At 71.0% G+C, this 24,459-nt stretch carries 23 protein-coding genes and 2 pseudogenes; 10 read left to right on the forward strand and 15 right to left on the reverse strand.

Annotated elements, in window-relative coordinates:
* Positions 1–15: 15 nt before the first annotated feature.
* Positions 16–1,878 carry a serine/threonine-protein kinase gene (locus tag ACZ7MG_RS31775; protein WP_471381376.1) on the reverse strand — a complete coding sequence of 621 codons (1,863 nt, stop codon included), beginning with the start codon at positions 1,876–1,878 and terminating at the stop codon, positions 16–18.
* Between the two features lie 199 nt (positions 1,879–2,077).
* On the opposite strand from ACZ7MG_RS31775, the gene ACZ7MG_RS31780 reads away from it, so the two are divergent.
* The 4 genes from ACZ7MG_RS31780 to ACZ7MG_RS31795 all read left to right on the forward strand — a co-directional run bounded on the left by ACZ7MG_RS31780 (position 2,078) and on the right by ACZ7MG_RS31795 (position 6,565).
* A complete protein-coding gene (locus ACZ7MG_RS31780) occupies positions 2,078–3,268 on the forward strand; it encodes an NAD(P)/FAD-dependent oxidoreductase (RefSeq protein ID WP_471381377.1) in 1,191 nt (396 codons plus the stop codon).
* Positions 3,269–3,366: 98 nt separating this feature from the next.
* Positions 3,367–4,263, forward strand: a complete 897-nt coding sequence (locus tag ACZ7MG_RS31785) for an RNA polymerase sigma-70 factor (RefSeq protein WP_471381379.1) — start codon at positions 3,367–3,369, stop codon at positions 4,261–4,263.
* Positions 4,264–4,492: 229 nt separating this feature from the next.
* Complete coding sequence (locus ACZ7MG_RS31790) at positions 4,493–5,701, forward strand: cysteine desulfurase-like protein (RefSeq protein ID WP_471381381.1); 1,209 nt, start codon at positions 4,493–4,495, stop codon at positions 5,699–5,701.
* Positions 5,702–5,776: 75 nt separating this feature from the next.
* The gene (locus ACZ7MG_RS31795) at positions 5,777–6,565 is read left to right on the forward strand and encodes a thioesterase family protein (RefSeq protein ID WP_471381382.1); all 789 of its coding nucleotides are present in this window, start codon (positions 5,777–5,779) and stop codon (positions 6,563–6,565) included.
* Between the two features lie 8 nt (positions 6,566–6,573).
* Here ACZ7MG_RS31795 and ACZ7MG_RS31800 read toward each other — a convergent pair whose 3' ends face one another.
* Genes ACZ7MG_RS31800 through ACZ7MG_RS31810 form a run of 3 tightly spaced genes read right to left on the reverse strand, consistent with a single transcriptional unit; the run spans position 6,574 to position 8,778 of the window.
* Entirely contained in the window at positions 6,574–7,311 is a 738-nt protein-coding gene (locus ACZ7MG_RS31800) for a DUF1963 domain-containing protein (protein ID WP_471381384.1), read from the reverse strand.
* 53 nt (positions 7,312–7,364) lie between these two features.
* Positions 7,365–8,015, reverse strand: a complete 651-nt coding sequence (locus ACZ7MG_RS31805) for an HAD family hydrolase (RefSeq protein ID WP_471381386.1) — start codon at positions 8,013–8,015, stop codon at positions 7,365–7,367.
* Between the two features lie 4 nt (positions 8,016–8,019).
* Complete coding sequence (locus tag ACZ7MG_RS31810; protein WP_471381389.1) at positions 8,020–8,778, reverse strand: DeoR/GlpR family DNA-binding transcription regulator; 759 nt, start codon at positions 8,776–8,778, stop codon at positions 8,020–8,022.
* Positions 8,779–8,850: 72 nt separating this feature from the next.
* On the opposite strand from ACZ7MG_RS31810, the gene ACZ7MG_RS31815 reads away from it, so the two are divergent.
* Together ACZ7MG_RS31815 and ACZ7MG_RS31820 are read left to right on the forward strand one after the other, a co-directional pair.
* Entirely contained in the window at positions 8,851–10,101 is a 1,251-nt protein-coding gene (locus ACZ7MG_RS31815) for an MFS transporter (protein WP_471381390.1), read from the forward strand.
* Between the two features lie 78 nt (positions 10,102–10,179).
* Entirely contained in the window at positions 10,180–10,863 is a 684-nt protein-coding gene (locus ACZ7MG_RS31820; RefSeq protein ID WP_471381392.1) for a maleylpyruvate isomerase family mycothiol-dependent enzyme, read from the forward strand.
* A gap of 27 nt (positions 10,864–10,890) precedes the next feature.
* On the opposite strand, the pseudogene ACZ7MG_RS31825 reads toward ACZ7MG_RS31820, so the two are convergent.
* From ACZ7MG_RS31825 to ACZ7MG_RS31865, 9 genes and pseudogenes are all read right to left on the reverse strand, one after another.
* Positions 10,891–11,318, reverse strand: a pseudogene (locus ACZ7MG_RS31825) (GNAT family N-acetyltransferase); the annotation flags it as partial.
* Between the two features lie 18 nt (positions 11,319–11,336).
* Positions 11,337–12,206: a helix-turn-helix domain-containing protein gene (locus tag ACZ7MG_RS31830; protein ID WP_471381395.1), complete on the reverse strand. Its 870-nt coding sequence runs from the start codon at positions 12,204–12,206 to the stop codon at positions 11,337–11,339.
* Between the two features lie 204 nt (positions 12,207–12,410).
* Positions 12,411–13,109, reverse strand: a complete 699-nt coding sequence (locus tag ACZ7MG_RS31835; RefSeq protein WP_471381397.1) for a type 1 glutamine amidotransferase domain-containing protein — start codon at positions 13,107–13,109, stop codon at positions 12,411–12,413.
* A gap of 25 nt (positions 13,110–13,134) precedes the next feature.
* On the reverse strand, positions 13,135–13,527 hold the full coding sequence (locus tag ACZ7MG_RS31840) for a nuclear transport factor 2 family protein (protein WP_471381399.1): 393 nt from the start codon (positions 13,525–13,527) through the stop codon (positions 13,135–13,137).
* Between the two features lie 47 nt (positions 13,528–13,574).
* Complete coding sequence (locus tag ACZ7MG_RS31845; protein ID WP_471381750.1) at positions 13,575–14,174, reverse strand: flavodoxin family protein; 600 nt, start codon at positions 14,172–14,174, stop codon at positions 13,575–13,577.
* A 108-nt stretch (positions 14,175–14,282) separates the two neighbouring features.
* Positions 14,283–14,666 (reverse strand): annotated as a pseudogene (locus ACZ7MG_RS31850) (amidohydrolase family protein); the annotation flags it as partial.
* Positions 14,667–14,763: 97 nt separating this feature from the next.
* Positions 14,764–16,350, reverse strand: coding sequence for a Na+/H+ antiporter (locus ACZ7MG_RS31855; RefSeq protein WP_471381402.1), 1,587 nt, complete (start codon positions 16,348–16,350; stop codon positions 14,764–14,766).
* 145 nt (positions 16,351–16,495) lie between these two features.
* Positions 16,496–16,918 carry a nuclear transport factor 2 family protein gene (locus tag ACZ7MG_RS31860; RefSeq protein WP_471381404.1) on the reverse strand — a complete coding sequence of 141 codons (423 nt, stop codon included), beginning with the start codon at positions 16,916–16,918 and terminating at the stop codon, positions 16,496–16,498.
* 173 nt (positions 16,919–17,091) lie between these two features.
* Positions 17,092–18,108 (reverse strand): zinc-dependent alcohol dehydrogenase family protein, encoded by a 1,017-nt coding sequence (locus ACZ7MG_RS31865; protein WP_471381406.1) that lies wholly within the window; start codon positions 18,106–18,108, stop codon positions 17,092–17,094.
* A 430-nt stretch (positions 18,109–18,538) separates the two neighbouring features.
* Here ACZ7MG_RS31865 and ACZ7MG_RS31870 point away from each other — a divergent pair, with 430 nt between their 5' ends.
* Positions 18,539–19,408 (forward strand): helix-turn-helix transcriptional regulator, encoded by an 870-nt coding sequence (locus tag ACZ7MG_RS31870; RefSeq protein ID WP_471381409.1) that lies wholly within the window; start codon positions 18,539–18,541, stop codon positions 19,406–19,408.
* Positions 19,409–20,004: 596 nt separating this feature from the next.
* Here the strand turns inward: ACZ7MG_RS31870 and ACZ7MG_RS31875 are convergent.
* Together ACZ7MG_RS31875 and ACZ7MG_RS31880 are read right to left on the reverse strand one after the other, a co-directional pair.
* Complete coding sequence (locus tag ACZ7MG_RS31875; protein ID WP_471381412.1) at positions 20,005–20,916, reverse strand: alpha/beta hydrolase; 912 nt, start codon at positions 20,914–20,916, stop codon at positions 20,005–20,007.
* Positions 20,917–21,312: 396 nt separating this feature from the next.
* Entirely contained in the window at positions 21,313–22,188 is an 876-nt protein-coding gene (locus tag ACZ7MG_RS31880; protein WP_471381415.1) for a helix-turn-helix domain-containing protein, read from the reverse strand.
* Between the two features lie 217 nt (positions 22,189–22,405).
* Here ACZ7MG_RS31880 and ACZ7MG_RS31885 point away from each other — a divergent pair, with 217 nt between their 5' ends.
* The 3 genes from ACZ7MG_RS31885 (at position 22,406) to ACZ7MG_RS31895 (ending at position 24,437) form a co-directional block, all read left to right on the forward strand.
* Entirely contained in the window at positions 22,406–22,600 is a 195-nt protein-coding gene (locus ACZ7MG_RS31885) for a hypothetical protein (protein ID WP_471381752.1), read from the forward strand.
* Entirely contained in the window at positions 22,597–23,727 is a 1,131-nt protein-coding gene (locus tag ACZ7MG_RS31890) for an NAD-dependent epimerase/dehydratase family protein (protein WP_471381418.1), read from the forward strand. The genes ACZ7MG_RS31885 and ACZ7MG_RS31890 overlap by 4 nt, the downstream gene beginning before the upstream one ends.
* Before the next feature lie 149 nt (positions 23,728–23,876).
* Positions 23,877–24,437, forward strand: a complete 561-nt coding sequence (locus ACZ7MG_RS31895) for a hypothetical protein (protein ID WP_471381421.1) — start codon at positions 23,877–23,879, stop codon at positions 24,435–24,437.
* The last annotated feature ends 22 nt before the right edge of the window (positions 24,438–24,459 follow it).

Here is a 24,459-nt window from a genome sequence, read left to right on the forward strand (position 1 = left end):
GAACCATCTGGGGGATCAGCCCTCGGCCGGCATCACCCGGGTCACCTTGCCGTTGGTGTCGGCCTCCAGATAGCCGGACTGGTTGTACTCGTCGCTCAGGTAGACGGCCATGCCGGCCGGGGTGTCGAAGATGTCGTTGGGCTGTCTCACCAGCAGGTAACGGTTCTCGGGATCCTCGACGTTGAGCTTCTTGTCCGCCTCCTTCAGAAGCGCGGGAACCTTGTCCCAGTCGAAGTCGTCGAGGCTGACGGGCTGTTCGCCGCCGGCGAGCGTGCCCTTGATGATGCCCTTCTCCACGCCCTGCCCCGGCCGGTAGGTGTAGGTGTCGTACTTCGTGTCACTGCCCTCCACCATGAGCTGAGCCGACACGAAGTCCGGGTAGACGGAGAAGTCACCGAACATGTTCCGGCCGGTCTCCTTCTCGAACGCCTTGATAGCGGTGCGGATGCCGTCCGGCGTCAGCATGTCGCCGGTCTCGGTGCCCTTCCCGGCGTCCGTCCCGGCGTCCTGCGATTCCTCCGTCGCCCGGTCGCCGTCGGTCTGTGAGGCCGTCGACTTCGGGGTCGAGCCGGTCGACTGCGGCGCCGAGGCGGAGGGCGAGGCCGTTGACGAGCCGCTCGCCTCCGAGTCGCGGGCGTCCGCCCCCGCGGGCAGCAGCCACCACAGCAGGACCAGAACGCCGGCGAGCGCGGCCCCTGACACGCTCAGCAGGGCGCCCCGGCGCGGCGTACGTCGCCGTACCGGGGCCACGGGCGCGGTCGCCGGCTGATACGGAACCTGCCCCGGCGGTGCCGTCACGGGCGGCGGACCGAACCCGGTGGACGGGTAGGCGCCCGTCGGGCCGGAAGCACTCGCGCCGCCCCCGACCGTGAAGGCGGAGGGCGGCGCGGCGGGGACGCCGGACGATCCGAACGTGGTCGGCGCGGTGAAGCCGCCCGAGTGCGGCGGGACCGGGTGGCCGCCGGACGACGGCGGAACCAGCGGGTACGAGGTGGGCTCGTCCCACACCGGCGCAGCCGCAGGGGCCGCCGGACCCGACTCGATCTCGGCGAGTCGCCGGTCCAGGTCGGCCGCCGACGGCCGCGCCGCCGGATCCCGTACGAGCACGCTCATCAGGACGTCGCCCAGCGCACCGGCACGCACCGGCGGCGCGACGTCGTCGCTGAGGACCGCCGCGAGGGTCGCCAGGGTGTTGCCCCGGCGCAGCGGATGGTGGCCCTCCACCGCCGTGTACAGCATCATCGCCAGCGACCACAGGTCGGAGGCGGAGCCGCCCTCGTGGCCCGAGATGCGCTCGGGCGCCATGAAGTCGGGGGTGCCGATGACGGAACCCGTGGCGGTCAGGCCGGTCGTCTCGCGGATCGCGGCGATACCGAAGTCCGTGAGGACGGGACGCCCGTCCGGGCGCAGCAGGACGTTGGCGGGCTTGACGTCCCGGTGCTGGATCCCGGCCTCGTGCGCGGCGCCGAGCCCGGACAGCACCTGCCGGCCGATGCGCGCCGCCTCGGCCGGCGGCATCGGCCCCTGGGCCAGCCGGTCGGCGAGCGAACCACCGCTGACCAGCTCCATCACGATCCACGGGTAGGTGCCGTCGCCGCCGTCGACGATGTGGTGGATGGTGACCACGTTCGGATGGTCGATGCGGGCCAGGGCCCTGGCCTCCCGCAGCACCCGCTCGCGCAGCGTCCGGGCGCCCTCGGGGTCGTACTCGGCGAGGTCCCGGTCGGGCGGCCGGACCTCCTTCACGGCCACGAGCCTGTGCAGCACCAGATCCCTGGCCCGCCACACCGTCCCCATCCCGCCACCGCCGAGACGGGTCTCCAACTCGAAGCGTCCGTCGACGACTCGTCTGCCGGACCCTCTGTCGTCCTCGTTCATGGCGGGAGCATAGTTCGCGCCACCGACAGCCTCCGCAGGAGGTGTTGATGGCCGATTCCGGTCGCTGCGACAGCGTGGCCGGTCGACCCGGCCGGACGGTGTGGGGGCGTGCGCCGGGTGTGAGCCACGTCTCGTCCGCAGGCTGTCACAGGCCCCCCGTGGCCGGTGTCTCCATGTCGAGTCCAGAACCGAGGGAGACATGATGAACGGCAGTGGCAGCGGCGGCGGCAACGTGAAGGTGGTCGTCGTCGGCGGCGGCTACGGCGGCGTGACGGCGGCCAACGCCCTGGCGCGGCGCGCCGGTGTGACGGTGACCGTGATCAACCCGCGTCCCGAGTTCGTCGAACGGATCCGCCTGCACCAGCGCGTGACCGGCTCCGACGACGCCACCGAGGGCTACGGCAGGGTCATGGGCGGGAACGTCCGGCTGGTGGTCGACACCGCGACCCGGATCGACGCCGCCGAACGCCAGGTGTCCCTGGAGAGCGGAGGCACGGTCTCCTACGACTACCTCGTCTACGCCGTGGGCAGCGGCGCCGCCGATCCCGGGGTGCCCGGAGCGGCGGAGTTCGCCCACTGGGTGTCGGACTTCGAGGGCGCGGAACGCCTGCGGTCCGCGCTGGACGCGGCGCCCGCGTCGGCCCCGGTGACCGTGGTCGGCGCCGGACCCACCGGCCTGGAGACCGCGGCCGAGCTGGCCGAAGCGGGCCGCAGGGTCACCCTGGTCTGCGGCGACGTGCTCGGCCCCTCCCTGCACCCCCGGGTCCGCCGCCCGGTCGCCCGCCGGCTCGCCAAGGTGGGGGTGACCGTCCTCGAAGGCCCCGGCGCGCAGGTGAAGGAGGTGACCCATGACGCCGTACGGCTCGGCGACGGCCGTGAGGTCCCCAGCACGGTGACGATCTGGACCGCCGGGTTCCGCGTCCCGGACCTGGCCGCGCACAGCGGGCTGCGCACCGACGCCGACGGCCGTCTGGTCACCGACACGACGCTGACCAGCGTGGACGACGAGCGCATCGTCGCCGCCGGGGACGCGGGCGTGATGCCGGACCACCCGTTCCGGATGAGCTGCCAGGCGGCCGTACAGCTGGGCCCGGCGGCCGCCGACACGATTCTGCGCCGTATCGCGGGGAAGAAGCCCACGCCCGTGCGGATGTTCTTCGGCGGGCAGTGCCTCAGCCTCGGCCGGAAGGCGGGCGTCACCCAGTTCTCCTACCCGAACGACAAGGTGAACGCGCTCAGCATCAGCGGACGCACGGGTGCCGTCGTCAAGGAGATCGCCTGCGTGTTCACCCTCAACAAGCTGGTGTCCGGCGCCCGCAAGGCCAAGTCCGGCGCCCCCCACGGCGACGGCGTGGACCGCGAGGAGGCGACCCGGCCGCGCAGCGCCTGACCGGCGACAGGCCACCGACCGTGCGACCGGAGCGGGTACATGTCCCATGGCCCGCCTCCGGTCCATGGGACCGACCACCAGAGAGCGAAGCGCACGACATGGACGATCACGTCACCGACGCCGCGACCGAGGCCTTCGTCGCCCACCGCGACCTGCTGTTCACCGTCGCCTACGAGATGCTCGGATCGGCCGCGGACGCCGAGGACGTCCTCCAGGAGGCCTGGCTGCGCTGGGTCCGGGTCGACCTGGAGCAGGTGCGGGACGAGCGCGCCTACCTGGTCCGGATCACGACCCGGCAGGCACTCAACCGCCTGCGCACCCTCAAACGGCGCAAGGAGGCCTACGTGGGCCCCTGGCTCCCCGAGCCCCTGCTCACCGCGCCGGACGTGGCCGAGGACGTCGAACTGTCCGAGAACCTGTCGCTGGCCCTCATGTACATCCTCGAAACCCTCTCGCCGACCGAACGCGCCGTCTTCGTCCTGCGCGAGGTCTTCGACTTCGGCTACGACGACATCGCGGCCGCGATCGACAAGACCCCCGCCGCCGTACGCCAGATCGCCCACCGGGCCCGCCGGCACGTGGACGCCCGCCGACCGCGTACGGCGGCCTCCCCGGCGGAGACCCGGGAGGCGCTGCACTCGTTCCAACAGGCGCTGGTGACCGGCGACTTGCAGGCGCTGCTCGACGTGCTCGCCCCGGACGTCGTCTTCGTCAGCGACGGCGGCGGCCTCAGACTGGCCGCGCCGCGCCCGGTCGTCGGCGCCGACAAGGTGCTCCGCTACATGGTCGGCAGCCTCGCCAAGGCCGGCGGCGTCCTCGCCGGCGAGCCCACGACGGTGAACGGCAACCCCGGCCTCGTCCTGCGCCTGGACGGCGTGATCGACGGCGTCCTGGCCCTCCGCGTCGAGAACGCCCGCGTCACCGGCCTCTACTACGTCCGCAACCCCGAAAAACTGACCCGCGTCGAACACGAGACCCCACTCACCGCCCGCTGAACCGCCGGTACGTCGGGCGCGGCGATGTGCTGGGACACCGCCGAGGGCACATAGCCGTGTTCCGTGGCGGCCTCGGCCATCGAGCCCCGGCACACCACGCGCTTTACGTGTCGCGCGGTCGACGACAGAGTAAAGGCGCCGCGACGCCGGGCGCCGTGCCCGGGCGAGCCCGGCACCCTGCCCGAAGCACCCGACCGAGCCGGACCCCGTGCCCGAAGAAAGCGAGCCCATGGCCATCGATCTCACCGCCCTGCGCGCCCACTTCCCCTCCCTCGACACGGGTCTCGCCTTCTTCGACGGTCCGGGCGGCACCCAGACACCCCGCCCCGTCGCCGACGCCATCACCGCGACGCTGACCGGCCCCCTCTCCAACCGGGGGACCGTCAGCCCCTCCGAGGCCAACGCCGAACGCGCCGTCGCCGACTTCCGCGCCGCCTACGCCGACCTCCTCCACGTGCCCCCGAACGGCGTCGTCCACGGCCGCAGCGCCACCCAGCTGACGTACGACTTCTCCCGCCACCTCGCCAAGACCTGGAACCCGGGCGACGAGATCGTCCTCAGCCGCCTCGACCACGACGCCAACGTCCGCCCCTGGATCCAGGCCGCCGAACGCGCCGGAGCGACGGTCCGCTGGATCGAGATCGACCCGGAGACGACGGAGCTGGACCTGGACTCGTACGAACGGGCCCTGACCGCCCGCACCCGGGTCGTCGCCGTCACCGCCGCCTCGAACGTGCTCGGTACGAAGCCGCCCCTCCGCCGGATCGCCGACCGCGCGCACGAGGCCGGCGCCCTGGTGTACGTGGACGGCGTCCACTACGCCGCCCACCATCTCGTGGACGTGCCCGCCCTCGGCGCCGACGCGTTCGTCTGCTCGCCCTACAAGTTCCTCGGGCCGCACTGCGGAGTCCTCGCGGCGGAGCCCGAGTTCCTCGAAACCGTGCGCCCGGACAAGCTCGTGCCGTCTCCCGACACGGTCCCGGAGCGCTTCGAGTTCGGCACCCTGCCGTACGAGATCCTGGCGGGCGCCACCGCCGCCGTCGACTTCCTCGCCGACCTGGACCCCGGTACGGGAACGTCGCGCAGGGAGCGCCTCACCCACTCCTTCGACGCCCTGCACCAGCACGAACTGACGCTGCGCGCACGGCTGCAGGCGGGCCTGGAGTCCCTGGAGTCCCTGGGCGAGGCCGTCACTGTGCACTCGAAGGCCCCCGACCGCACCCCGACCCTCCTGATGACCCTCGAAGGCCGCGACGCCCGCGAGGCCCAGATCCACCTGGCGGCGCGCGGCGTGGTGGCACCGGCGGGCTCCTTCTACGCGCACGAGCCCTTCACCGCGCTCAAACTCGACGCCCCCGCCCTGCGCGCGGGCCTGGCCCCCTACAACACCACCGACGACGTGGACCGGTTCCTCGACGGACTTGCGGACTTCCTCTGACCCCCGGTCAGTTACCCGACCGCTCCCGCTCCCGCTCCCGCTGCCGCTCCGGCGCAGGTCGGTATCGTCTCCGGGATGACGAGCGAGCCCTTCTACCACCGGACCGGACCCGGCACGTTCGAGCCGACGCGGGCCACCGAGAGTCCCTGGGACCAGTCGCTGCAGCACGGCGGTCCGCCGTCCGCGCTGCTGCTCGGTGAGATCGAGCGAGCCGTGGCGGGACCCGGGCGGATCACGGCGGCCCAGATCGACTTCCTCGGCGTGATCCCGCGCGAGCCCGGACAGGTCGAGGTCCGCACGCTGCGCCCCGGCCGCCGGGTCCGGCTGGACGCGGCCACGCTGACGATCCGCGACCGGGTGGTGGCGGAGGCCAGGTGCTGGACGATGGCCACGAGCACGGGCGCGGACCGCCAGGTCGAACACCGCGGGTCGCCGCTGCCCGCCCTCCCGGACGCCGCTCCCGACAAGGATCCGTTCCCCGAGTACCCGGGCTCCTGGCACTACCCCGACGCGATCGAATGGCGGTTCGTCCACGGTGGCGCCGGGCAGCCGGGGCCCGCCGCGGTCTGGACCCGGGTCCGGGTTCCGGTGGTCGAGGGCGAGGCCGTCACTCCGCTGCAGCGGCTGGCCGTGGTCGCCGACTCCGCGAACGGCATCTCCAACGAACTCCCGCTGGAGCGCTTCCTGTTCGTGCCCACGGCACTCCAGCTGAACCTGCACCGCCATCCCGCGGGGGAGTGGATCCTGCTGGACGCCCGCACCTCCCTGTCCGGGGACGGCATCGGAGCGACGGTGACCGACCTCTACGACCTCTCCGGGACACTCGGCACCGGCACCCAGCCGCTCCTCGTGGAACCGCGCTGATCCGCCTGTCAGACCATGTCGAAGCAGGCCCGGGCCCGGGTGAAGTGGCCGGCGGCCAGGTCGTCCCGGCGGATCACCCAGTAGACGATGCCCAGTTCGCCTTCGGTGAGGTCGTCGCCCCCGATCTCCGCGAGCAGCACCCAGTCGCCCGGACCGTGGTCGTGCTCGGTGAGCGGGTCCGCGTTCCAGACCCAGGGGTAGCCCCCGATCTGCACCGGCCCGTCCGACTGCATCTCGTCGCACGTCTCCCACCACACCGAGCCCAGCTCCATGCCGTTCGGGAACTCGTCGCTGTCCGAACCGCGGTTGGGCAGCGAGGGGTCGATCGTCAGCCGGAGCTCCTGGACCGGGTGGACGTCCGGCGGCCACTCGCCGTCCGGCGCCCGTTCGGAGACGGGCGTGCCCGCCGGAACGTAGACGAGCTGGGCCCAGTCGTCGTCGCCCCACGGGTCCTCCGTGTCCGCGAAGAAGAGCAGCGTGCCGTCCTTCGGCAGCGGGAGGTCCGTCGCCTCCGGCGGGACGGCCGCGAGGTCGACCGAGGCGAGGAACGGCAGTTCGGGAACGGGCTCGCCCTCGGGCATCGGCGGCAGCCCGCCGATCCGACCGGCCACCGGTCCGCCGGGAGACGCCTGGCGGACGGGCCCCAGCGTCGCGCAGACACGGACGGTACCGAGCCACCGCTCGACCTCGTCCTCCGGTAAGTCGCGGTTGCGGGCCTCGTCGCGGAAGGGATCCATCGCAGTCATTCGCCGAGTATTCCAGCGCCGCCGATCATGCGGTTCGGCGTGTCGCTCTCGCTCTAGCCGAGCCGTGTCCTCAGTCGGGCCGGGGTGGTGAAGAGGTGTCCCCGGATGCCGAGGGCCTCGGCCGCGCGGATGTTGTCCTGGCGGTCGTCGACGAAGAGGATGCGGTCCGGGGGCACGCGCAGGGCGTGTTGGCACCAGCGGTAGGCCTCGGGGTCGGGCTTGGCCCGGCCGGTGCGGCAGGACAGGGCGCGTATCTCGAAGTGTTCGAGCCATGCGTGCCGCGCTTCGTAGTGGTCGGCCAGCTCCGCGGGGATGTTGGACAGCAGGGCGATCCGCCGGTCCCGCGCGGCGAGTTCCTCGACGAGGGCGACCATGGTGTCGTCGACGCCGCTCCAGCTGGCGATGTCCGCCGCGACGAGGCGCTCGATGAGCCGGTCGTCGAAGCGGGTGCCCAGCGCACCGGCCACCCCGTCCCAGTAGCCGGGGCCGTCGACCTCGCCGCGGTCGTAGGGCGGACGCAGCGTCCAGTAGGTGTCCCAGAGTTCGGCCGCGGGGACGCCCGCGACGCCCGCCGTCCGGACGATGCGGTCCCTGCCCTCGGCGGACTGGTGGCGCGCGATGACGCCGAACAGATCGAAGAGGAGCACGGTGTCAGGGAGCACGGTGTCGGGAAGAACGGTGCCGGGAAGTACGGTGTCGGCCACCAGGTCACACCTTCCGTACGGTCACGCCCGCCGCGCTCAGCCGGTCGGTCTGCTCGGCCGGGGCGGACTCGTCCGTGACGACGGCGTGCAGGGCGGAGGCCGGGGCGACGAAGCCGAGGGCGGTACGCGAGAACTTGGCGGCTTCCGCGACGGCGATGACCCGGCGGGAGGAGGCGATCGCCGCGCGTTTGACGGTGGCGTCGTCGAGGTCGTAGGCGGTCAGGCCGTTGTCCGCGTCCAGCCCGCAGCAGCCGACGATCGCGGTGTCGAACCGCAGGGCGGCCAGTGACGCCAGGGTGAGCGGGCCGGTCAGCGCCAGCTCGCCCGGTCGCGGCCGGCCGCCGGGGACCAGGAGGGTCAGCTGCGGGGCGCCCGTCAGCGCGTTCACGGCGTGCAGGGACAGGGGCATCACGGTCAGCCGTCGGTGTTCCAGGGCGCGGGCCACCTCCAGGCATGTGGTGCCGCTGTCGAGGACGACCGACTCCCCGTCGGCGAGGAGCCCGGCGACCTCGGCCGCGATACGCCGCTTGACGTCCGTCCCCTCCTGGGCCCGCAACGCGAAGGGTGGCTCCTCGCCGCGCAGCAGCAGGCTCTTGGCGCCGCCTCGGTAGCGTTCGAGCACTCCCTGCGCGGCCAGGACTTCGAGGTCGCGGCGGACGGTCATCTCCGAGGCTCCGGTGAGCCCGGCCAGTTCCGCGACGCCGACGCTGCCGGCCTCCCGTACGGCGTCGGTGATCTGCCTGAGTCGATCTGTGCCAGCCATACTCAAAGTGAACACCCTCGATGTTAGAAAGGCAACCTTTCGAACATGGATGGTGTTCTGTATGTTCGATATATGCGACAAGCTCTACGGGCCGGTCGGCTCGCCACCTTCGCCTACTTCACGCTCAACGGCTTCCTCATGGGCATGTGGGTCGTCCACATCCCGAACATCGAGCACCGAGCGGGCATCAGCCACGCCGTGCTCGGCTGGCTTCTGCTGCTCCTCGGCGCGGGGGCCTTCGTCGGCATGCAGGCCGTCGGCCCGCTCACCGACCGCTTCGGGGCACGCGCCGTCGTCCCGCTCAGCGCGGCACTGTGCAGCGCGGCCGTCGTCCTGCCCGGCCTGGCGACGAACGTCTGGACGCTGGGTGCCGCGCTCCTGGTGCTCGGCATCGGCAACGGCTGCCTGGACGTCGGCATGAACGCCCACGCCGTCCAGGTCGAGCGCGGCTACGGGCGGCCGGTCATGTCCGCCTTCCACGCCACCTTCTCCATCGGCGGGGTCCTCGCCGCGCTGGCGGGCTCCCTCACGCTCAGCCTGGGCTGGAGCCCCGCGGTGACCCTGGGCATCGCCGCCGCCGGAGGCCTGGCCGCGGCGGCGCTCGCGGCGCCCGCGCTGCTGAGCCAGGAGCCCGTCCGCCCCACGGACGACGTCACCCACGCCGTGCACCCCACGGGCGACGCCATCCACTCCGTGCACCCCACGGGCGACGACGCCACCCCAACCACGAAGGCCCGTCCGCGAACCTCCCGACGCATCTGGATGCTGGCCACACTGGCATTGATGATCATGCTGTGCGAAGGCGTGGCGAACGACTGGAGCACCCTCCATCTGCGCCAGGTCCTCGACGCGCCCGCCGCCACCGCCGCCCTCGCGTACGGAGCCTTCGCCACGGCCATGACCGTGGGCCGACTGCTGGCCGACCGGGTCAGCGCGCGTGTCGGCCCCGTGGCCATCCTCCGCTACGGCGCGTCCGTCGCGGCGATCGGCCTGACCGTGGCGGCCCTCTCACCCTGGGTTCTGCCGGCCCTCGTCGGCTGGGCCGTGTTCGGGGCGGGCCTCTCCGGGTGCGTGCCCCAACTCCTCAGCGCCGCCGGCCATTCCGACCAGGACGCCGCCGGAGTCAATGTCTCCCGCGTCGCCGGACTCGGCTACCTCGGCATGCTCGCCGGGCCCGCCGTCATCGGCCCGCTGACCCAGGTCCTGCCGCTCAACCTCACGTTCTTTCTCCCGGTGGCATGCTGCGTCATCGCCGCCTGCTCCGCCGGCATCCTGCGGCAACCCCGCCCGGCCCCCGCGCGTCTGGAGGCCGAGGCGGCATGACCGGCCCGCCGCAACCGCCTTGGGAAACGAGGGCGAGAGATGACGAGACACTAGGACGTGAGATCAGGACGTGAGCGTGTGAATCAAGACCGCGTACTCGAAGCGTTCCGCCGGGAAGCCGAGGCGCTCGCAGAGGCCATGTCCGGGCTGTCCGAGGCGGAGTGGGACCTTCCGACACGCTGCGCTCCCTGGACCGTGCGCGACCTGCTCGGCCATGTGTGCGTCGTGATCGCGTGGCTCCCGGGCATGCTGGACGCGCCGGCACCGGGTGCGGCCACGGTGTCCGCGGCGCGCTACTACCGCCCGGACGACCGCTTCTCACCCCGGACCAACAGCGCCCGGATCGCACTGGCCCAGGACCGGGCGGCGGAGGCGGCGGACAGCGCCGCCCTCGCCGGCGATCTCGCCCAACTATGGCGCCGAGTGGACGGGCTGTGCCGGGTCCAGCCGGTCGGCCGTACCGTACGCACGCGCCATGGTGACGCCATGCTGCTGTCGGACTTCCTGCTCACCCGGGTCGTCGAAGTCGCCGTCCACGGCATCGACTTGGCGGATGCGCTCGGGCGCGAACCGTGGCTCACCTCGGCGGCCGGTGACGCGGTGCTCGAACTGCTCCTCGGCACCGAGCAGTTGCCGGCCGCCGACCAACTGGGCTGGAGCCGACCACGTTTCCTGCGCAAGGCCACCGGACGCGAGCCGTTGGACGCCTCGGAGACCGCGCGGATCCGACAACTCGACATCCACTGGCTCGCCCTGGGCTGACACCCGCGCGGTGAATCCCGCCGTAAGCCGTCGTACGTGCAGGTGCCCGTCGCTGGGGAAGGCGGGCGGCGCCGCGGGCAGGACGCTGTCCAGGGCGTACCGGCTCTTCTGCGTGACCCTGCACGATGCCGGGTTGTCCACTTGGTGCAGAAGTTCAAGGCGCTCCAGCCCGTCGGCCGCGAAGGTGTCGGATGCCCAGCCGGTGAGCGCCTCCAGAGCGCGGGGAGCCACACCCCGTCCGCGCGCGGGGGGCGCCGTCCAGTAGCTAACCGGTCACCCGCCGCCCACTGCCGCTGCCGCGCCCGCACCCACCTCGTTCCGTCGCCCTCGTGGTCCACGACGTGACCCGTCCAGCGGCGCAGCCCGGGATCCCGGAACACCTCCACCAACGCGGCGACGTCCTCCAGGCTCCGGGGACGGAGAACGAGACCGGGGGAGACGGCGGTCGGGGCCACACGAAGCCGAACTTGCCCCTACACGCCCGTGTCGGACTGGGTCCCCGTCCGCTCCGCGGCCCAGGAGGCCAGGAGGCGCAGCCCGTCGTGGGACGGGCTACCGGGTTCGGCGTTCCAGACGAGCATCTGCTGGTCGGGGTCCGCGGCACACGTGAGGGTGCTCCAGTCGAGCGTCAGTTCCCCGACCGCCGGGTGACGGAGTTTCTTGACGCCCTTGCCGCGCCTCGCGACGTCGTGCTCGGTCCACCATTGCCGGAACTGCGCGTTGTGGTCGGACAGTTTCTCGACCAGGGCGGTGAGGCGCAGGTCGTCGGGGCGGGACGCGCTCTCCATGCGCACCTGTGCGATGGTCAGCCGGGCGACCTCCTCCCAGTCCACATAGCGCTCGCGCATCCAGGGTTCGGTGAACAGCAGCCAGACGAAGACGCGTTCCTCTTCCGGGTAGCGTCCGAAATCGTTCCACAGGGCGGCGGCGAGCCCGTTCCAGCCCAGGATGCTGGTCCTTCGGCCGATCACGACGGCCGGCGCGGTGGTGAGGTCGTCCAGCATGCGCCGCAGCTGTGGGTCCACCCGCTGGCGATCGTCCGACGCGGTGGGCTGCGCCCTCTCCCTCGCGGCGAGCGCGAGGAGGTAGGTGCGCTGGTCGTCGTTGAGGCGGAGCACCTGGGCGATCTCGTGCAGGAGGTGGACCGATGCTTGAAGTCTGCCTTGTTCGATCCGTGTGTAGTACTCGGTGCTGACCGCGGCGAGAAGGGCCACCTCCTCCCGGCGCAGACCGCTCACGCGTCGTCGTTGGCCGCCATGGAGTCCGACGGCGGAGGGACTGAGCTCGGCACGGCGAGCCTTGAGGAACTCACCCAGCTCGGTCAGATGAGGGTTGCGCTGCATGATCTGCACCCTGGCACAACCGGCCGACGTTGTGAGGGGGACAGATTCTGTCCACGTTCGACGAAGGGGCGCGATGCTCCAGCCGGCGCCGCGGAAAACGTCAACGCCGCCGCGAGACGGTGGTTGGGCCGGCGGCCCGGCGGCCCGGGGTGGGTGCCGGGCCGGGCCGCCGGGGGGCGTACGGCTCAGTCGTCGGCTCGGCCGTCAGCTCAGAGCCTTGAGCAGTTCCTTCGCCAGGGGGACGGCCGAGTAGGGGTTCTGGCCGGTGTAGAGGGTGCGGTCCACCACGACGTGCGGGGCGAACGGCTCGGCCTCGCGGTAGTCCGCCTTGAGGTCGCCCACGAGGCGGTCCTGGAGCAGCCACTTGGCGCGGTCGGCGAGACCGTTCTGCTTCTCCTCGGAGTTGGACAGGCCGGTCAGGCGGTAGCCGGTGAACGGGGAGATCCCGTCCGGGCCGATCGTGGCCAGCAGTGCCGCGGGGCCGTGGCACACCAGGGAGACCGGCTTGCCCGAGGCGAGCCACTCGGTGAGCAGCTTGCCGGAGGCGGCATCGTCGGGCAGGTCCTCCATTGGGCCCCAGCCGCCGGGGTAGAACACGGCCACGTAGTCGTCGATGTCGACGTCCTCGATGCGTATCGGGCTCGCCAGCTCGGTGGCCTCGCGCAGGGCGGCTCGCATGCGTTCGGCGCCTTGCTGGCCGCCGTTGAAGTCGGGGCTGAGGCTGAGGGCGTCCGCGGTCGGCGGGACGCCGCCGGGTGTGGCCGCCGCGATCTCGTATCCGGCCTCCTTGAAGACCTGGTACGGACCGATCGCCTCTTCGGCCCAGAATCCGGCCGGCTGCCGGGTTCCGTCGGCCAGCGTCCAGTGGTCGGACGCGGTGATCACGAAAAGGATCTTCGCCATGGGTGGGGCTCCTTCGGGGGTGGTGTCAGCCCTTGATGGCTTCCTGGAGGATGTGGCTGTCGGCGGCCTGGCGCATGCTGACGGCCTTGCCGTCGCGGACGGCCCACACGTGGACGAAGCGGATGTCGGCCTTGTGCCCGGTGGTGGTCTCGGCGTGGTAGTGCCCGTAGACGAAGACATGGCCGGTGTCGTCGGCGTAGAACTCCTGGGGCACGGCGCCGAAGGACTCGATGTTCGGCATCGGCGTGCCGAAGAAGTCCTTCGCCACGCTCTCCCAGCCGTGGTAGACGCCGCTGTTGGGGAAGCCGGGGGTGATGTCCCAGACGAAGTCCGGGGCCATGACCTCGCTGGTGACCTCGGGCGCCATACGGGACTCGTAGATCCGGCGGACCAGTGCGAGATGAGGGGAATCGGACATGGCTCTGCTCCTTGCGGGGGGTGGCTGAAGTGGGAAAGGCCCTGTGATCAGGCGGTGAGGGCGGTCCGGCCGGCGCGGAAGATCGCGGCCTGGTGCGCGACGCGCGCGCCGAGGTGTTCCGCGGTGGCGATGTCCGACCTGTGGACCGCTTCGGGGCCGGCGTCGGTCGGGCTCTGGGCTCCGGCACCCAGGAAGAAGCCCAGCCGGTTGATGTCGTCCTCGCTGCCCGTGGTGGAGTCCCAGCCCGGCAGCAGGCCCAGGCTGATCCAGTGCATGCCGTGCTGGGCGGCCAGCGTGGCGAAGTAACCCAGGGTGGACGACTTGTCGCCGCTCTTGGCGCCGGAGTTGGTGAAGCCGGCGGCGAGCTTGTCCCTCCAGGTGTGCGCGAACCAGCGCCTGCTGCTCGCCTCGGCGAACGTGTGGAACGCGGCGGAGGCGGTGCCCATGTACGTGGCGGCGCCGAAGACGATCGCGTCGGCGGCGTCCAGCCGCGCCCACTGCTCGTCGGTGATCGTGTCCACGGAGATCAGCACCACCTCGGCGCCCGTTCCCGCCGCGCCGCGTGCCACGGCTTCGGCGACGACGGCCGTGTGGCCGTAGCCCGAGTGAAAGGCCACGGCGATCGTGGGACCGACGGAAAAGGACATGGCGATCGTGCTCCTCGACATTTCATTGCTCGGTGTGTGACCGAGCTTGGCATCGAAAGAGCGCGCTGTGAGGGGGAAGAACGTGTCCCCTCCCTGGCCTTCCCCGGGGTCAGGCAGATAGATCCCTTGGGCGTGCGTCAGCAACGCCACGCCGTCGGTGGCCAGTTCGTCGAAGGCGACGGCGATCTCCTGCAAGGCGCCGTCGACGTCCGGTAGGGGAAGCGACGCGAAGTTCCCGAAGCGGCCCGGGTGGTCCCGCGTCAGTTCGGCGGTGTACTTGTTGACGCGCCGCGCGAGGAGACGGGCCGCCTTGTCGTCGCCGAAGTGCACGCCGGGGGACGACAGGGACAGCATTGCGGTGTCGATGCCGTTGCGGCCCATCAGGTCCAGGTGGGCCTCTACGGACCATGCGGGCCAGCCGCCCATGCCGTCGGGGTGGGCGTGACCGGCCGCCGTCGCCTGCTGGACGTAGAAGTCGGGGAGGAGGTGGGCGTGTACGTCGATGAGGCCGGGGCCATAGCAGCGGGTCCGTTCTCGTGGGCTCGTGGGCTCGGGTGATCGGGTGATCGAGGTGGGCCGTGGGTTCCGCCTACTCCGTCTGCTGGCCTCCGGCCAGGCGCACCTCTTCGTTGTCCAGGGCGGCCTGGAGCCGGCGGAGCACGGTGTCGTCGATCCGCTGTTCGTCCCGCAGGCGGACGACGGTCGCCCGCTTGTGGGCGATGAGGGCGAGGCGGAGATCGGTGTGGTGGCGGTTGTGGAGCAGGGCGGGATCGTCGTCCGAGCCGGCGTCCCTGGCCCGTACGGTCGCCAGGTTGGCCTCGTACTCCTGGCGCAGCCACTCCACGACCCTCGGGGCAGCCCCCTGTTCGGCGGCGAGTCGCGGCAACGCCTCGACGGCCTCCTCGATGGCCGTGGTCTCGGCGAGGATCTCCTCCTCGTCGACGGAGGTGTCGCGGGGCAGCCGGGCCCAGCGCACCACGCGCGGCAGCAGCAGCCCCTGGCCCACGAGCGTGACGACGATGACGCCGGAGGTGACGAAGACGATGAAGTCACGGCCGGGGAACGGGGCTCCGGAGTCGAGGGTCTCCGGTACGGAGAGCGCCACGGCCAGCGATACCGCTCCCCGGAAACCCGCCAACCCGCTGACGACACGCGCCCGGTGACTGATTCTCCGCAGCCGCTGCTCGGGGCGCCGGTCGACGGCGCGGATCAGGTAGGCGGACACGAACAGGAACGCGAACCGGACCGTGACCAGCACCACGCTGACCACCGCGATCGCGATCAGCGCGTCCCGTAGGTCGGACCGGCTCAAGTGGCGTAGCGCGTACTGGAGTTCCACCCCGACCAGGACGAACAGCGCGCCGTTGATGATGAAGGTGGCCAGCGGCCAGAGGGCCAGGGCCTGGCGGCGGTGTTCGGCGCGGATGATGCTGGGAGCCACCTGGGCCATGATGAGGCCGCTCACGACGACCGCGAGGACCCCCGAGGCGTGGATGAACTCGGCGAGCAGGTACGCCGTGAACGGGGCGAGGATCATGACGAGGTTGCCGAGCAACGGGTCGTCCAGCCGGCGCCGCAGGTTCATGTTGACCCAGGCGACCGCCACGCCGACCGCCGCACCGCCGCCGTACGCCAGCAGGAACAGGGCCCCGACATGCGGAACGGTCAGATGCTCCTCGCCGACCGTAAGGCCGACTGCCAGGCCGAAGATGACCAGGGCGGTGCCGTCGTTGACGAGGCTTTCCGCGCGCAGCACGGTGATCTGCCGGCGCGGCAGGGAGCGGGCCAGGACACCGACCGCCGTGGCGTCGGTGGGAGCGACCGCCGCGCCCAGCGCCCACGCCGGTCCCCACGGCAGTCCGAGCGCGTGCCCGGCGACGGCCACGGCGCCCGCTGTGCAGATCACCAGGACGGTGCTGAGCAGGACGATGCCGCGCAGGTTGGAGCGGATCTCCCGCATGGACGTGGTCAGGCTCTCCCAGTACAGCAGTACCGGGAGGAACAGCAACAGGACTACTTCGGGCGGGAGTTGGGTCTGACGGACGGCGGGGACGAGGCCGAGCAGCGCGCCCAGGACGAGGAGCACGACGGGTGGCGCGACGCGGAAGCGCTGCCCCAGGACATTGCCCAGCAGCACGGCCGCACCCAGGGCGACGACGAGTTCGAGACCGAGCATGGGGCTTACTCCTGTGGGGGCCGGCGGTCGGTGGCGGCTCAGCGCCTGCCACCGGGATCGTTCTGGTCATCTGGGCACCAGCCGCAGCGTCGTCGAGCGTGCCGCCGACACGGGATCGACGTACGCGCCGCTGTGCGCAGGGAGGTCAGGTGAGAGGGGTGGTGAGCGGCTCACCGAGGTGGGTCCGCGTGATGCCGAGTGAGTCCTCGAAGACGCGGTAGTCGGTGATCAGGCCGTCGATGACGGTGAAACGGAGGATCATCTCGCTTTCCAGCACCTGTCCCGATGGGTGGAACCGGGAGGTGTACCGGCCGGGCGCGAGGACCCGCCCGTCGGCCTCCACGAGGGTGCCCAGCTCGAATGCGAGCGGTTCGACGGCGGCGAAGAACACGGTGAGCGACTGTCGGATCTCCTCCGGCCCGGTGCGGCTCCCGGCCCACGGGGTCAGTGCCGGGTCGCCCGGGATCGTCCAGGTCGCGGCGGGCGCGATGTGCGCGAGCACGCGCTCCGTGTCGCGGGTGCCGAAGGCCTCGAAGTACGCCTCGACGGTGCCGATCGCGGTGGTCATGGCTGCGGTCCGTTCTGTTCGGTGGCCGCGACGGTCGAACGGCCGCTGTTGTTCGGCGGGGTCGGTGGTGTCGGGTGGGGCGGCGGTGGTGGCGAGCGGTGCCGGGTGGGGCGGGCGGTGCCGGTGGTGGTGGGCGCGGCCGCTCCGTCGCCCACCACCGCCGGGGCTCGGGGTCAGGGGCGCAGTAGCGTCTTGATGGCGCGGCGTTCGGCCATGGCCTTGTAGCCCTCGGCTGCCTGGTCCAGGGGCAGGGTGAGGTCGAAGACCTTGCCCGGGTTGATACGGCCGCTGAGGACGCGGTCGATCAGGTCGGGCAGGTAGGCGCGCACGGGGGCGGGGCCGCCGCGCAGGCCGACGTGGGAGAAGAAGAGTTCCTGGCCGTCGATCTGCGTGCCGTGCGGGAAGCCGACGAAGCCGACGTTGCCGCCGGGGCGCGTGGACTGCAGGCCCTGGTGCATCGACTCCTGTGTGCCGACGCATTCGAGCACCGAGTCGGCGCCGATGCCGTCGGTCAGTTCCTTGACGCGGGCGACGCCTTCCGCATCGCGCTCGGTGACGATGTCGGTGGCGCCGAACTCCAGGGCGAGCTTCTGCCGGGACTCGTGCCGGCTCATGGCGATGATGCGCTCGGCGCCCAGTTCCCTGGCGGCGATGACCCCGGCCAGGCCCACCGCGCCGTCCCCGACGACGACGGCGGTCGAACCGGGCCTGACCGCGGCGGCCCTGGCGGCGTACCAGCCGGTGCCCATGACGTCGGACAGGGTCAGCAGACTCGGGATCAGCTCCTCGGCCGGCTGCTCGGGGGTGGCGACCAGGGTGCCGTCGGCGAGGGGGACGCGTACGTACTCGGCCTGGGCGCCGTTGACCCACTGCGCGTGCTGGCATGAGGTCTGGTAGCCGGCCCGGCAGATCGCGCAGGTGTTGTCGGACGCGACGAACGAGCCGATGACGAACTGGCCCGGCCTGACGCCGGAGACGTCGCCGCCGACCTCCTCGACGATGCCGACGTACTCGTGGCCGATGGGCTGCGGTTCGGTGACCGGCAGGACGCCCCGGTAACTCCACAGGTCGGAGCCGCAGACACAGGCGGCGACGGTGCGGACGATCGCGTCCGTCGAAGCCGTGATCCTCGGCTCGGGGACGTCCTCAACCCGGACGTCCCCCGCCGCGTGAATGGTGGTTGCTCGCATGGTGCCTTCCTGGCTCTGGTCGTGACCGTCGTGGTGTCAGGGGTGCGTACGGGCCGTACGCGGAGGTGTGTCAGCCGGACATGCGATGGTGCTCCTGGCAAGTTTTGTTTTCTTCCTTTGGTAATTCCGCGCGCTGAACGCACCATCGACCCTGCCCCCTTCACAGGAAGCCACAAAGGGGAGAATTCCATTAGGGGAACCGCTTATCCAGGGGAAGAATCCTTACCCCCCTTCCGGAGACCAGGCAGTGCGACACTGGGCGGTATGGTCGGCGACGCGTCCGAACGACGTGGGCACCCGGACGATCCGCCACCCCGTCGTACGAACGGCTTCGGGCGCTTGCCTCGCGGGCCACCACAAGGTGGTTTCCGGACCCTGGGACAAAAATCTCCCCCTCATATTCCAGCGGAATGCTGCGACACTGACTGCTATGTACACCCATGAACATTCGCCTGAACTGGGGGAATTCCTCAAGGTGTGCCGGGCCCGACTCAGCCCGAGGACCGTGGGGCTGCCCGATTCCGGGGCGCCCCGCCGGGTGCCCGGGTTGCGTCGCGAGGAGGTCGCTCGACTCGTCGGGATCAGCACCCATTCCTATGCGCGGCTGGAGCAGGGGCGCGCCCCCGTGCCCGCCTCGGTGCTCGGCGCGCTCGCCCGTGTGCTGCACCTCGACGACGAGCAGCGCGACCACCTTTTCGAGCTGGCCGTGAGAGGTGGGCGTGAACCGCGCCGCCGACCGGCGCAGAAGGCCCATCCACAGCTCAGGCGCATTCTGGACGAGCTGACAGTGACCCCGGCCATCGTTCTGGGGCGGCACCTGGACATTCTCGCCTGGAACGCGCTGGCAGCCGCGCTGTACACCGACTTCGGCCGGATCCCCGAGAAGAAGCGCAACTACGCCCGGCTGCTCTTCACCGACCCCGCGTTCCGGGAGCTCTGCGTCGACTGGAGGACGAGCGCCCGGACCTGTGTGGCCCACCTGCGCCTGGACGCGGCAAGGCGCCCCGGCGACCCGGAACTGGTCGTACTGGTCGGCGAGTTGTCGGTGACCGACGCCGACTTCCGGCAGTGGTGGGCCGGCCGGCAGTTGACCGGTCTGTGGATGGGCACGCAGAGGCTGCGCCACCCGGTCGTCGGCGATCTCACCCTCGACTGGGACAGCCTGACCTGCACAGCCGACCCCGCACAGAAGCTGGTGGTCTCCACCGCCGCGCCCGGGAGCCCGTCCCATGACGGGCTGCTCCTCCTGGCGTCGTGGACCGCGACGCCACACACGCCGGCCCCCGACGCGACAGCTTGACCGCGGCGGCGGGGCGGCGGGACGTGGGGACGCCGGGGTGTCGGGGCACCGGGATGGGCGCGGTCGGCTCGCGCCGCCGTGCCTGTCTGGAGTGTGAACCTGCCCAGCGTTCAGAGCGTGAACCTGCCTACCGCCCGGCGCGAGTCCGAAAGCGCGCGAGTGAGGGTCGCGGACAGCCACCGTCACCCTTCGTCTTCGTCTCCTGGGCGGCGCCCTTCACCGCCAGGCGGTCAACCTTGCCGCCGTGACCCGTCGGATCCCCACCGTCGAGCAGCTCCGCGAAGGTGTCCTCGCGACCTCAACCAGACACGGCTGTTCACGGTCGCCCCGCAGGCCCCCTCGCCTGCGTCGCGCTCCTTGTGTGGGCCCTCGGCCGCCGCGGACCGCTCCTCGACAAGCGAAGCCACTGAACTCGACGTTCATCAAGGTCCCGCGACCGGGCGCGGCCACGCAGGTCTGATACCGCGCGAATGTGACCGGACGTCGGAGGACGTCCGGCCAGAGGGGCTTCAGGTGGGGGAGTCTGTCGTGCGCGGTTCCCCACCCTCAACTCGCCGGAGACCGGTTTCGCGCGTACCCGGCTGACGCGTTGACCCCTAGAGGACGGAGAAGAAGTCCGCCATCTTGGGGACCGCCTGGTCGACGTACTCGGGCACGTCGTACATGGCGATATGGGTTGCGCCTTCGACGACGAACAATTCCTTCGGGCCCTTGGAGAGTTCGTAGGCCTGGTCGCTGAATATCTTCGTGTCCGCCTTGCTCCCCGCGATGAGCAGCATCGGCTGGGTCAGCAGCTCCGGGATCTGGTCGAACGCCGAGAACGCGAACATCTTGTCCATGCTGGTCAGCAGGAAGCGGCCCTTCGAACGAGGATGCTGACCTCGCGGCGTCCGGTAATAGTCGTATCCCTCGCGCAGGAGGTCCGGCGTGTTCTCGTTGATCTCTTCCGGCGTCTCCGGGACGAACGGAGCGTAGGCGGGCTCCGCACCTCGCGCTTCGGCGGTGCGCTGGTCGGCGACCATTTTCAGCGTGGCGATCTGCTCGGCCACCGGGGACATGTGCCCCAGGAAGCCCCGGGAACCCTCCCCCATCGGGGCCGCGCTGACCGTGGCCACCGCTTTGAAGCGGCGTTCGGTCTGGGCCACGCTGATCGCGTAGCCGCCGCCGGCGCAGATACCGAAAACTCCCATACGTTCGGAGTCCACATACGGCAGAGTCGTGAGGAAGTCGGCCGCACAGCGGGCGTCTTCCACCCGGGTCGTCGGGTCTTCCAGCAGGCGGGGTTCGCCACCGCTCTCCCCCTGGTAGGAGGAGTCGTAGACGACGGTGACGAATCCGTGCTCCGCGAGTCTCTCGGCGTAATGGCCGATGGTCTGTTCCTTCACCCCGCCGGCCGGATGAATCCCGACGAGTGCGGGATATTTCTGGTCCACACGGAAATTTTTCGGCAGATGGAGATGTGCGGCAATTTCCACCGCCTTGTTCCTGAACGAAACCTTCTCGACCATGGCGCCTGCCCCTTTCTCGGCTCAGCCCGCCGATAGGCGGCCCGCGCATCATCCTTCGCCGCAGCCGGGATGATGTCTACTTGCGAAGGGGGGAAGAAATTTTCCCCTGAATACCGCTCACTCCGGAATGCCGGCGGGGTGGCGCTCCAGATACAGGGCGAATTCCGGCGTACCGAAAGCATCGCAGGGATTTCAGTAGCCGTGAAAGGGGAATGGTGTGGCCTGAAGATCGTCCGGCGCTCGGATCAGCTCGACTGCGGCCATCAAGTCCATGTCTGTCACCAGGGAACGTCCTGGCGGCCCGGAGGGTGAGGGTGCCTTCCTCCGCCTGCTGCCGGAGGTGATCCGGTGCGGCGTCACCGCGAGTCGGCCCTTGGGGCCCAGGTGCGAGCGGCTTCAGGTGGTGGTGTCGGGGGTTTTCTGGTTCTGCTTGTGGGCCGCGGCCCAGGTGGCCAGGAGACGTAGGCCGTCGTGCGAGGGGGTGCCGGGTTCGGCGTTCCAGACGATGATGTGCTGCTCGGGGTCCGTGCCGCAGGTGAGGGTGTTCCAGTCGAGGGTCAGTTCGCCCACTACGGGGTGGTGGAGTTTCTTGACGCCTTTGCCGCGCATGGCGACGTCGTGTTCGGTCCACCATTGGCGGAACTGCCTGTCGTACGCGGAGAGTTCGTCGACGAGTGTGGTGAGGCGTCGGTCGTCGGGGTAGCGGGCGCTCTCCATGCGCAGCTGAGCGATGGCGAGGCGGGTGACTTCCTCCCAGTCGGCGTACAGCGTGCGCATCCACGGTTCGGTGAACAGCAGACGGATGAACACGCGTTCCGGTTCGGGGTAGCGGGCGAAGTCGGTCCACAGGGCCGCGGCGAGCTGGTTCCAGCCCAGGATGTCGGTGCGGCGGCCGATGACGAAGGCCGGCGTCGCGGTGAGGTCGTCCAGCATGCGCTGCAACTGCGGGTCCACCTGCTGGCGATCGCCGGCCGCGGTGGAGCGCGTCCTCTCCTTCGCCGCGAGGTCGAAGAGGTAGGTGCGCTGGTCGTCGTTGAGGCGGAGCGCCTGGGCGATCTCGTGGAGCAGGGGGACCGATGCCTGGAGTCGGCCCTGCTCGATGCGCGCGTAGTACTCGGTGCTGATCGCGGCGAGCAGGGCTACTTCCTCACGGCGCAGGCCGCTCACGCGTCGTCGTTGCCCTTCGCGGAGGCCGACCTCGGAGGGGCTGAGTTCGGCACGGCGGGCCTTGAGGAACTCACCCAGCTCGTTCAGATGAGGGTTGCGCTGCATGCCTCCAGCCTCGCACAAACGCCGCATTCCGAGAGGGGGGACGAATCGTACCCCTGCCCGTCCGGCCAGAGGGTGATGATCCCTCTCGCGGTGGTGGTCGGCCCTGGAAGCCGCACCGGGGTGGGGCCCTGTCCGGGTCTCGGGCTCCCGCGTACGGCCCGGCGGCGCGTTGTCGGTGCTCCGCCGTAGGGTTCGCGGTATGAGAGCAGAAACATCCATGTCCCTGGACACCCCGATCTACAGCCGTCTCGTCGCCGAACGCGGTGACATTCCCGCGCGGGTACGCGACGAAGCCGACCGTGTGCGCCGTCAACTGGAAGGGGTCATCCCCGGTATGGGCAACGCCGACGCTCCGCAGAACGCGGCGGCACAGAGGGGCTCGTTCTTCGGCACCGGACCGCTCTCCCCATGAGGGTCGTCATCACGGGTGGTCACGGCTTCGTGGGGCGGCAGGTCGCGAGCGCACTGCTCCGGACACGGACGTTATGCGGAGCACCGGTCCAGCGCCTGGTGCTCGTCGACAGGATCGCGCCCACCGAGCCTGCCGCCGGATCGCCGTCCGCGCCGCCCTCCGGGCCACCGTCCGCGCCGCCCTCCGGGCCACCGTCCGCGCCGCCCTCTGGGCCGCCGTCCGCGCCGTCGCCCGGGTCACCGTCGGTGTCCGACCCGCTCGTCGAGACGGTGCGGGGCGAGCTGGGCGATCACCTCGACGCGGTGTTCGCGGAGCCGGTGGACCTGGTGTTCCATCTCGCCGCCGCCGTATCGGCCGAGTGCGAGGCCGACTTCGACCTCGGTATGGGCGCCAACGTGGACACCACCCGCGCCCTCCTCGAAGCCGCCCGGGCCCAGTCGGCCGCCGGCGGACCGACGCCGCGCCTGGTGTTCTCCAGCAGCGTGGCCGTCTACGGTCCCGACCCGGCGCTCCCGCTCCCGCCCGTCGTCAGCGAGTCGACCCTCCCCACACCACGGTCCAGCTACGGCATCCAGAAACTCGTCTGCGAGCACCTGATCGCCGACTACACCCGGCGTGGATTCATCGACGGGCGCGTCGCCCGTCTGATGACCGTGGCGGTGCGGCCCGGCAAGCCGAACGCGGCCGCCTCCGGCTTCCTGTCCGGCATCATCCGCGAGCCCCTCGCGGGACTGCCGGCCGTCTGCCCCGTACGTCCCGACCTGAAAGTGGCCCTGGCCTCCCCGCGGCGCACCGTCGAGGCACTCCTGCGCATCGCGGAAGCGGAGCGCGGGAGCGGGCCGGGCCGGTTCGACGGCGGACTGCCGGTCAACCTTCCGGCACTCACCGTCTCGGTCGCCGAGATGCTGTCCACGCTCCGTCAGGTGGCCGGTGGCAGGATCGCCGACCTGGTGACGGTCGCGCCCGACCCCGCCGTCGAGGCCATCGTCGGCTCGTGGCCCTCCGCCTTCGACAACACCCGCCCCGCCGCGCTCGGCCTGACTCCCGACCCGAGCTTCGCGTCCGTGGTGCGCGACTACCTCGCCGACCACCCGGACGCGGTCCTGGCCGAACCCGGGAGCGGGTGAACACCCTGAACACCCCCTGGAGTGAAGGGACTTGCGGTCCGACCGGCATCGGCGGAAGAGGCGGAAGAGATGGTAATGTCACTGACCGCATGTATTCGGTATCAGGTAGTGAAGTCGGCTGCCCCGGCACGTCAACCGTAGGAGTCGACTTGGCATCTCGTAAGGGAACCGGTCGGTGCGCCTCCGTCCTGGCGACGGCCGTGCTGGCGACCGGAGTTCTCACCGGGTGCGAGCCGCTCGATGCCGCCTCGGGCTCGGGCTGCGAGGGGACCGGGAGCCGGGTCGACGAGGTGAAGTCGTACGGCGTGCTCGACTCCCGGCCTCAAGGGGCCGTCGTGCCCAAGGGGTTCGAGGCTGTGGACGCGGGTTGCTGGGAGGACAGCGGCGAAGCCTGGGTGTATGCCAACCGGACCTATGCCTTCCCCGGTGACAGGGCCGAAGTGACCCGGTACTACCGCGCCGCGGCGGAGCGTGAAGGGTGGGAGCCGTCTCCGGCCACCCGGAAGTCCGCGAAGGAGGACAAGCCCGCGAGCCTGTGCTTCACCCTCGGCGAGAAGGACGACTCCACGACGCTGGACGTCTACTTCCTGACCGAGCCGGTCCTCGACGCGGAAGGGACCGAAGCCGGGCCCGAGTTCGACTCCGGAGCCGGTTACCTCGTCGACGTCAACGCCACGGCCGACGGTTCCGCGACCAGTTGCTCGGACTGAGGTCGGCCCGCCGGGGGATGGG

This window comes from Streptomyces sp. NPDC107538, from assembly GCF_055657445.1.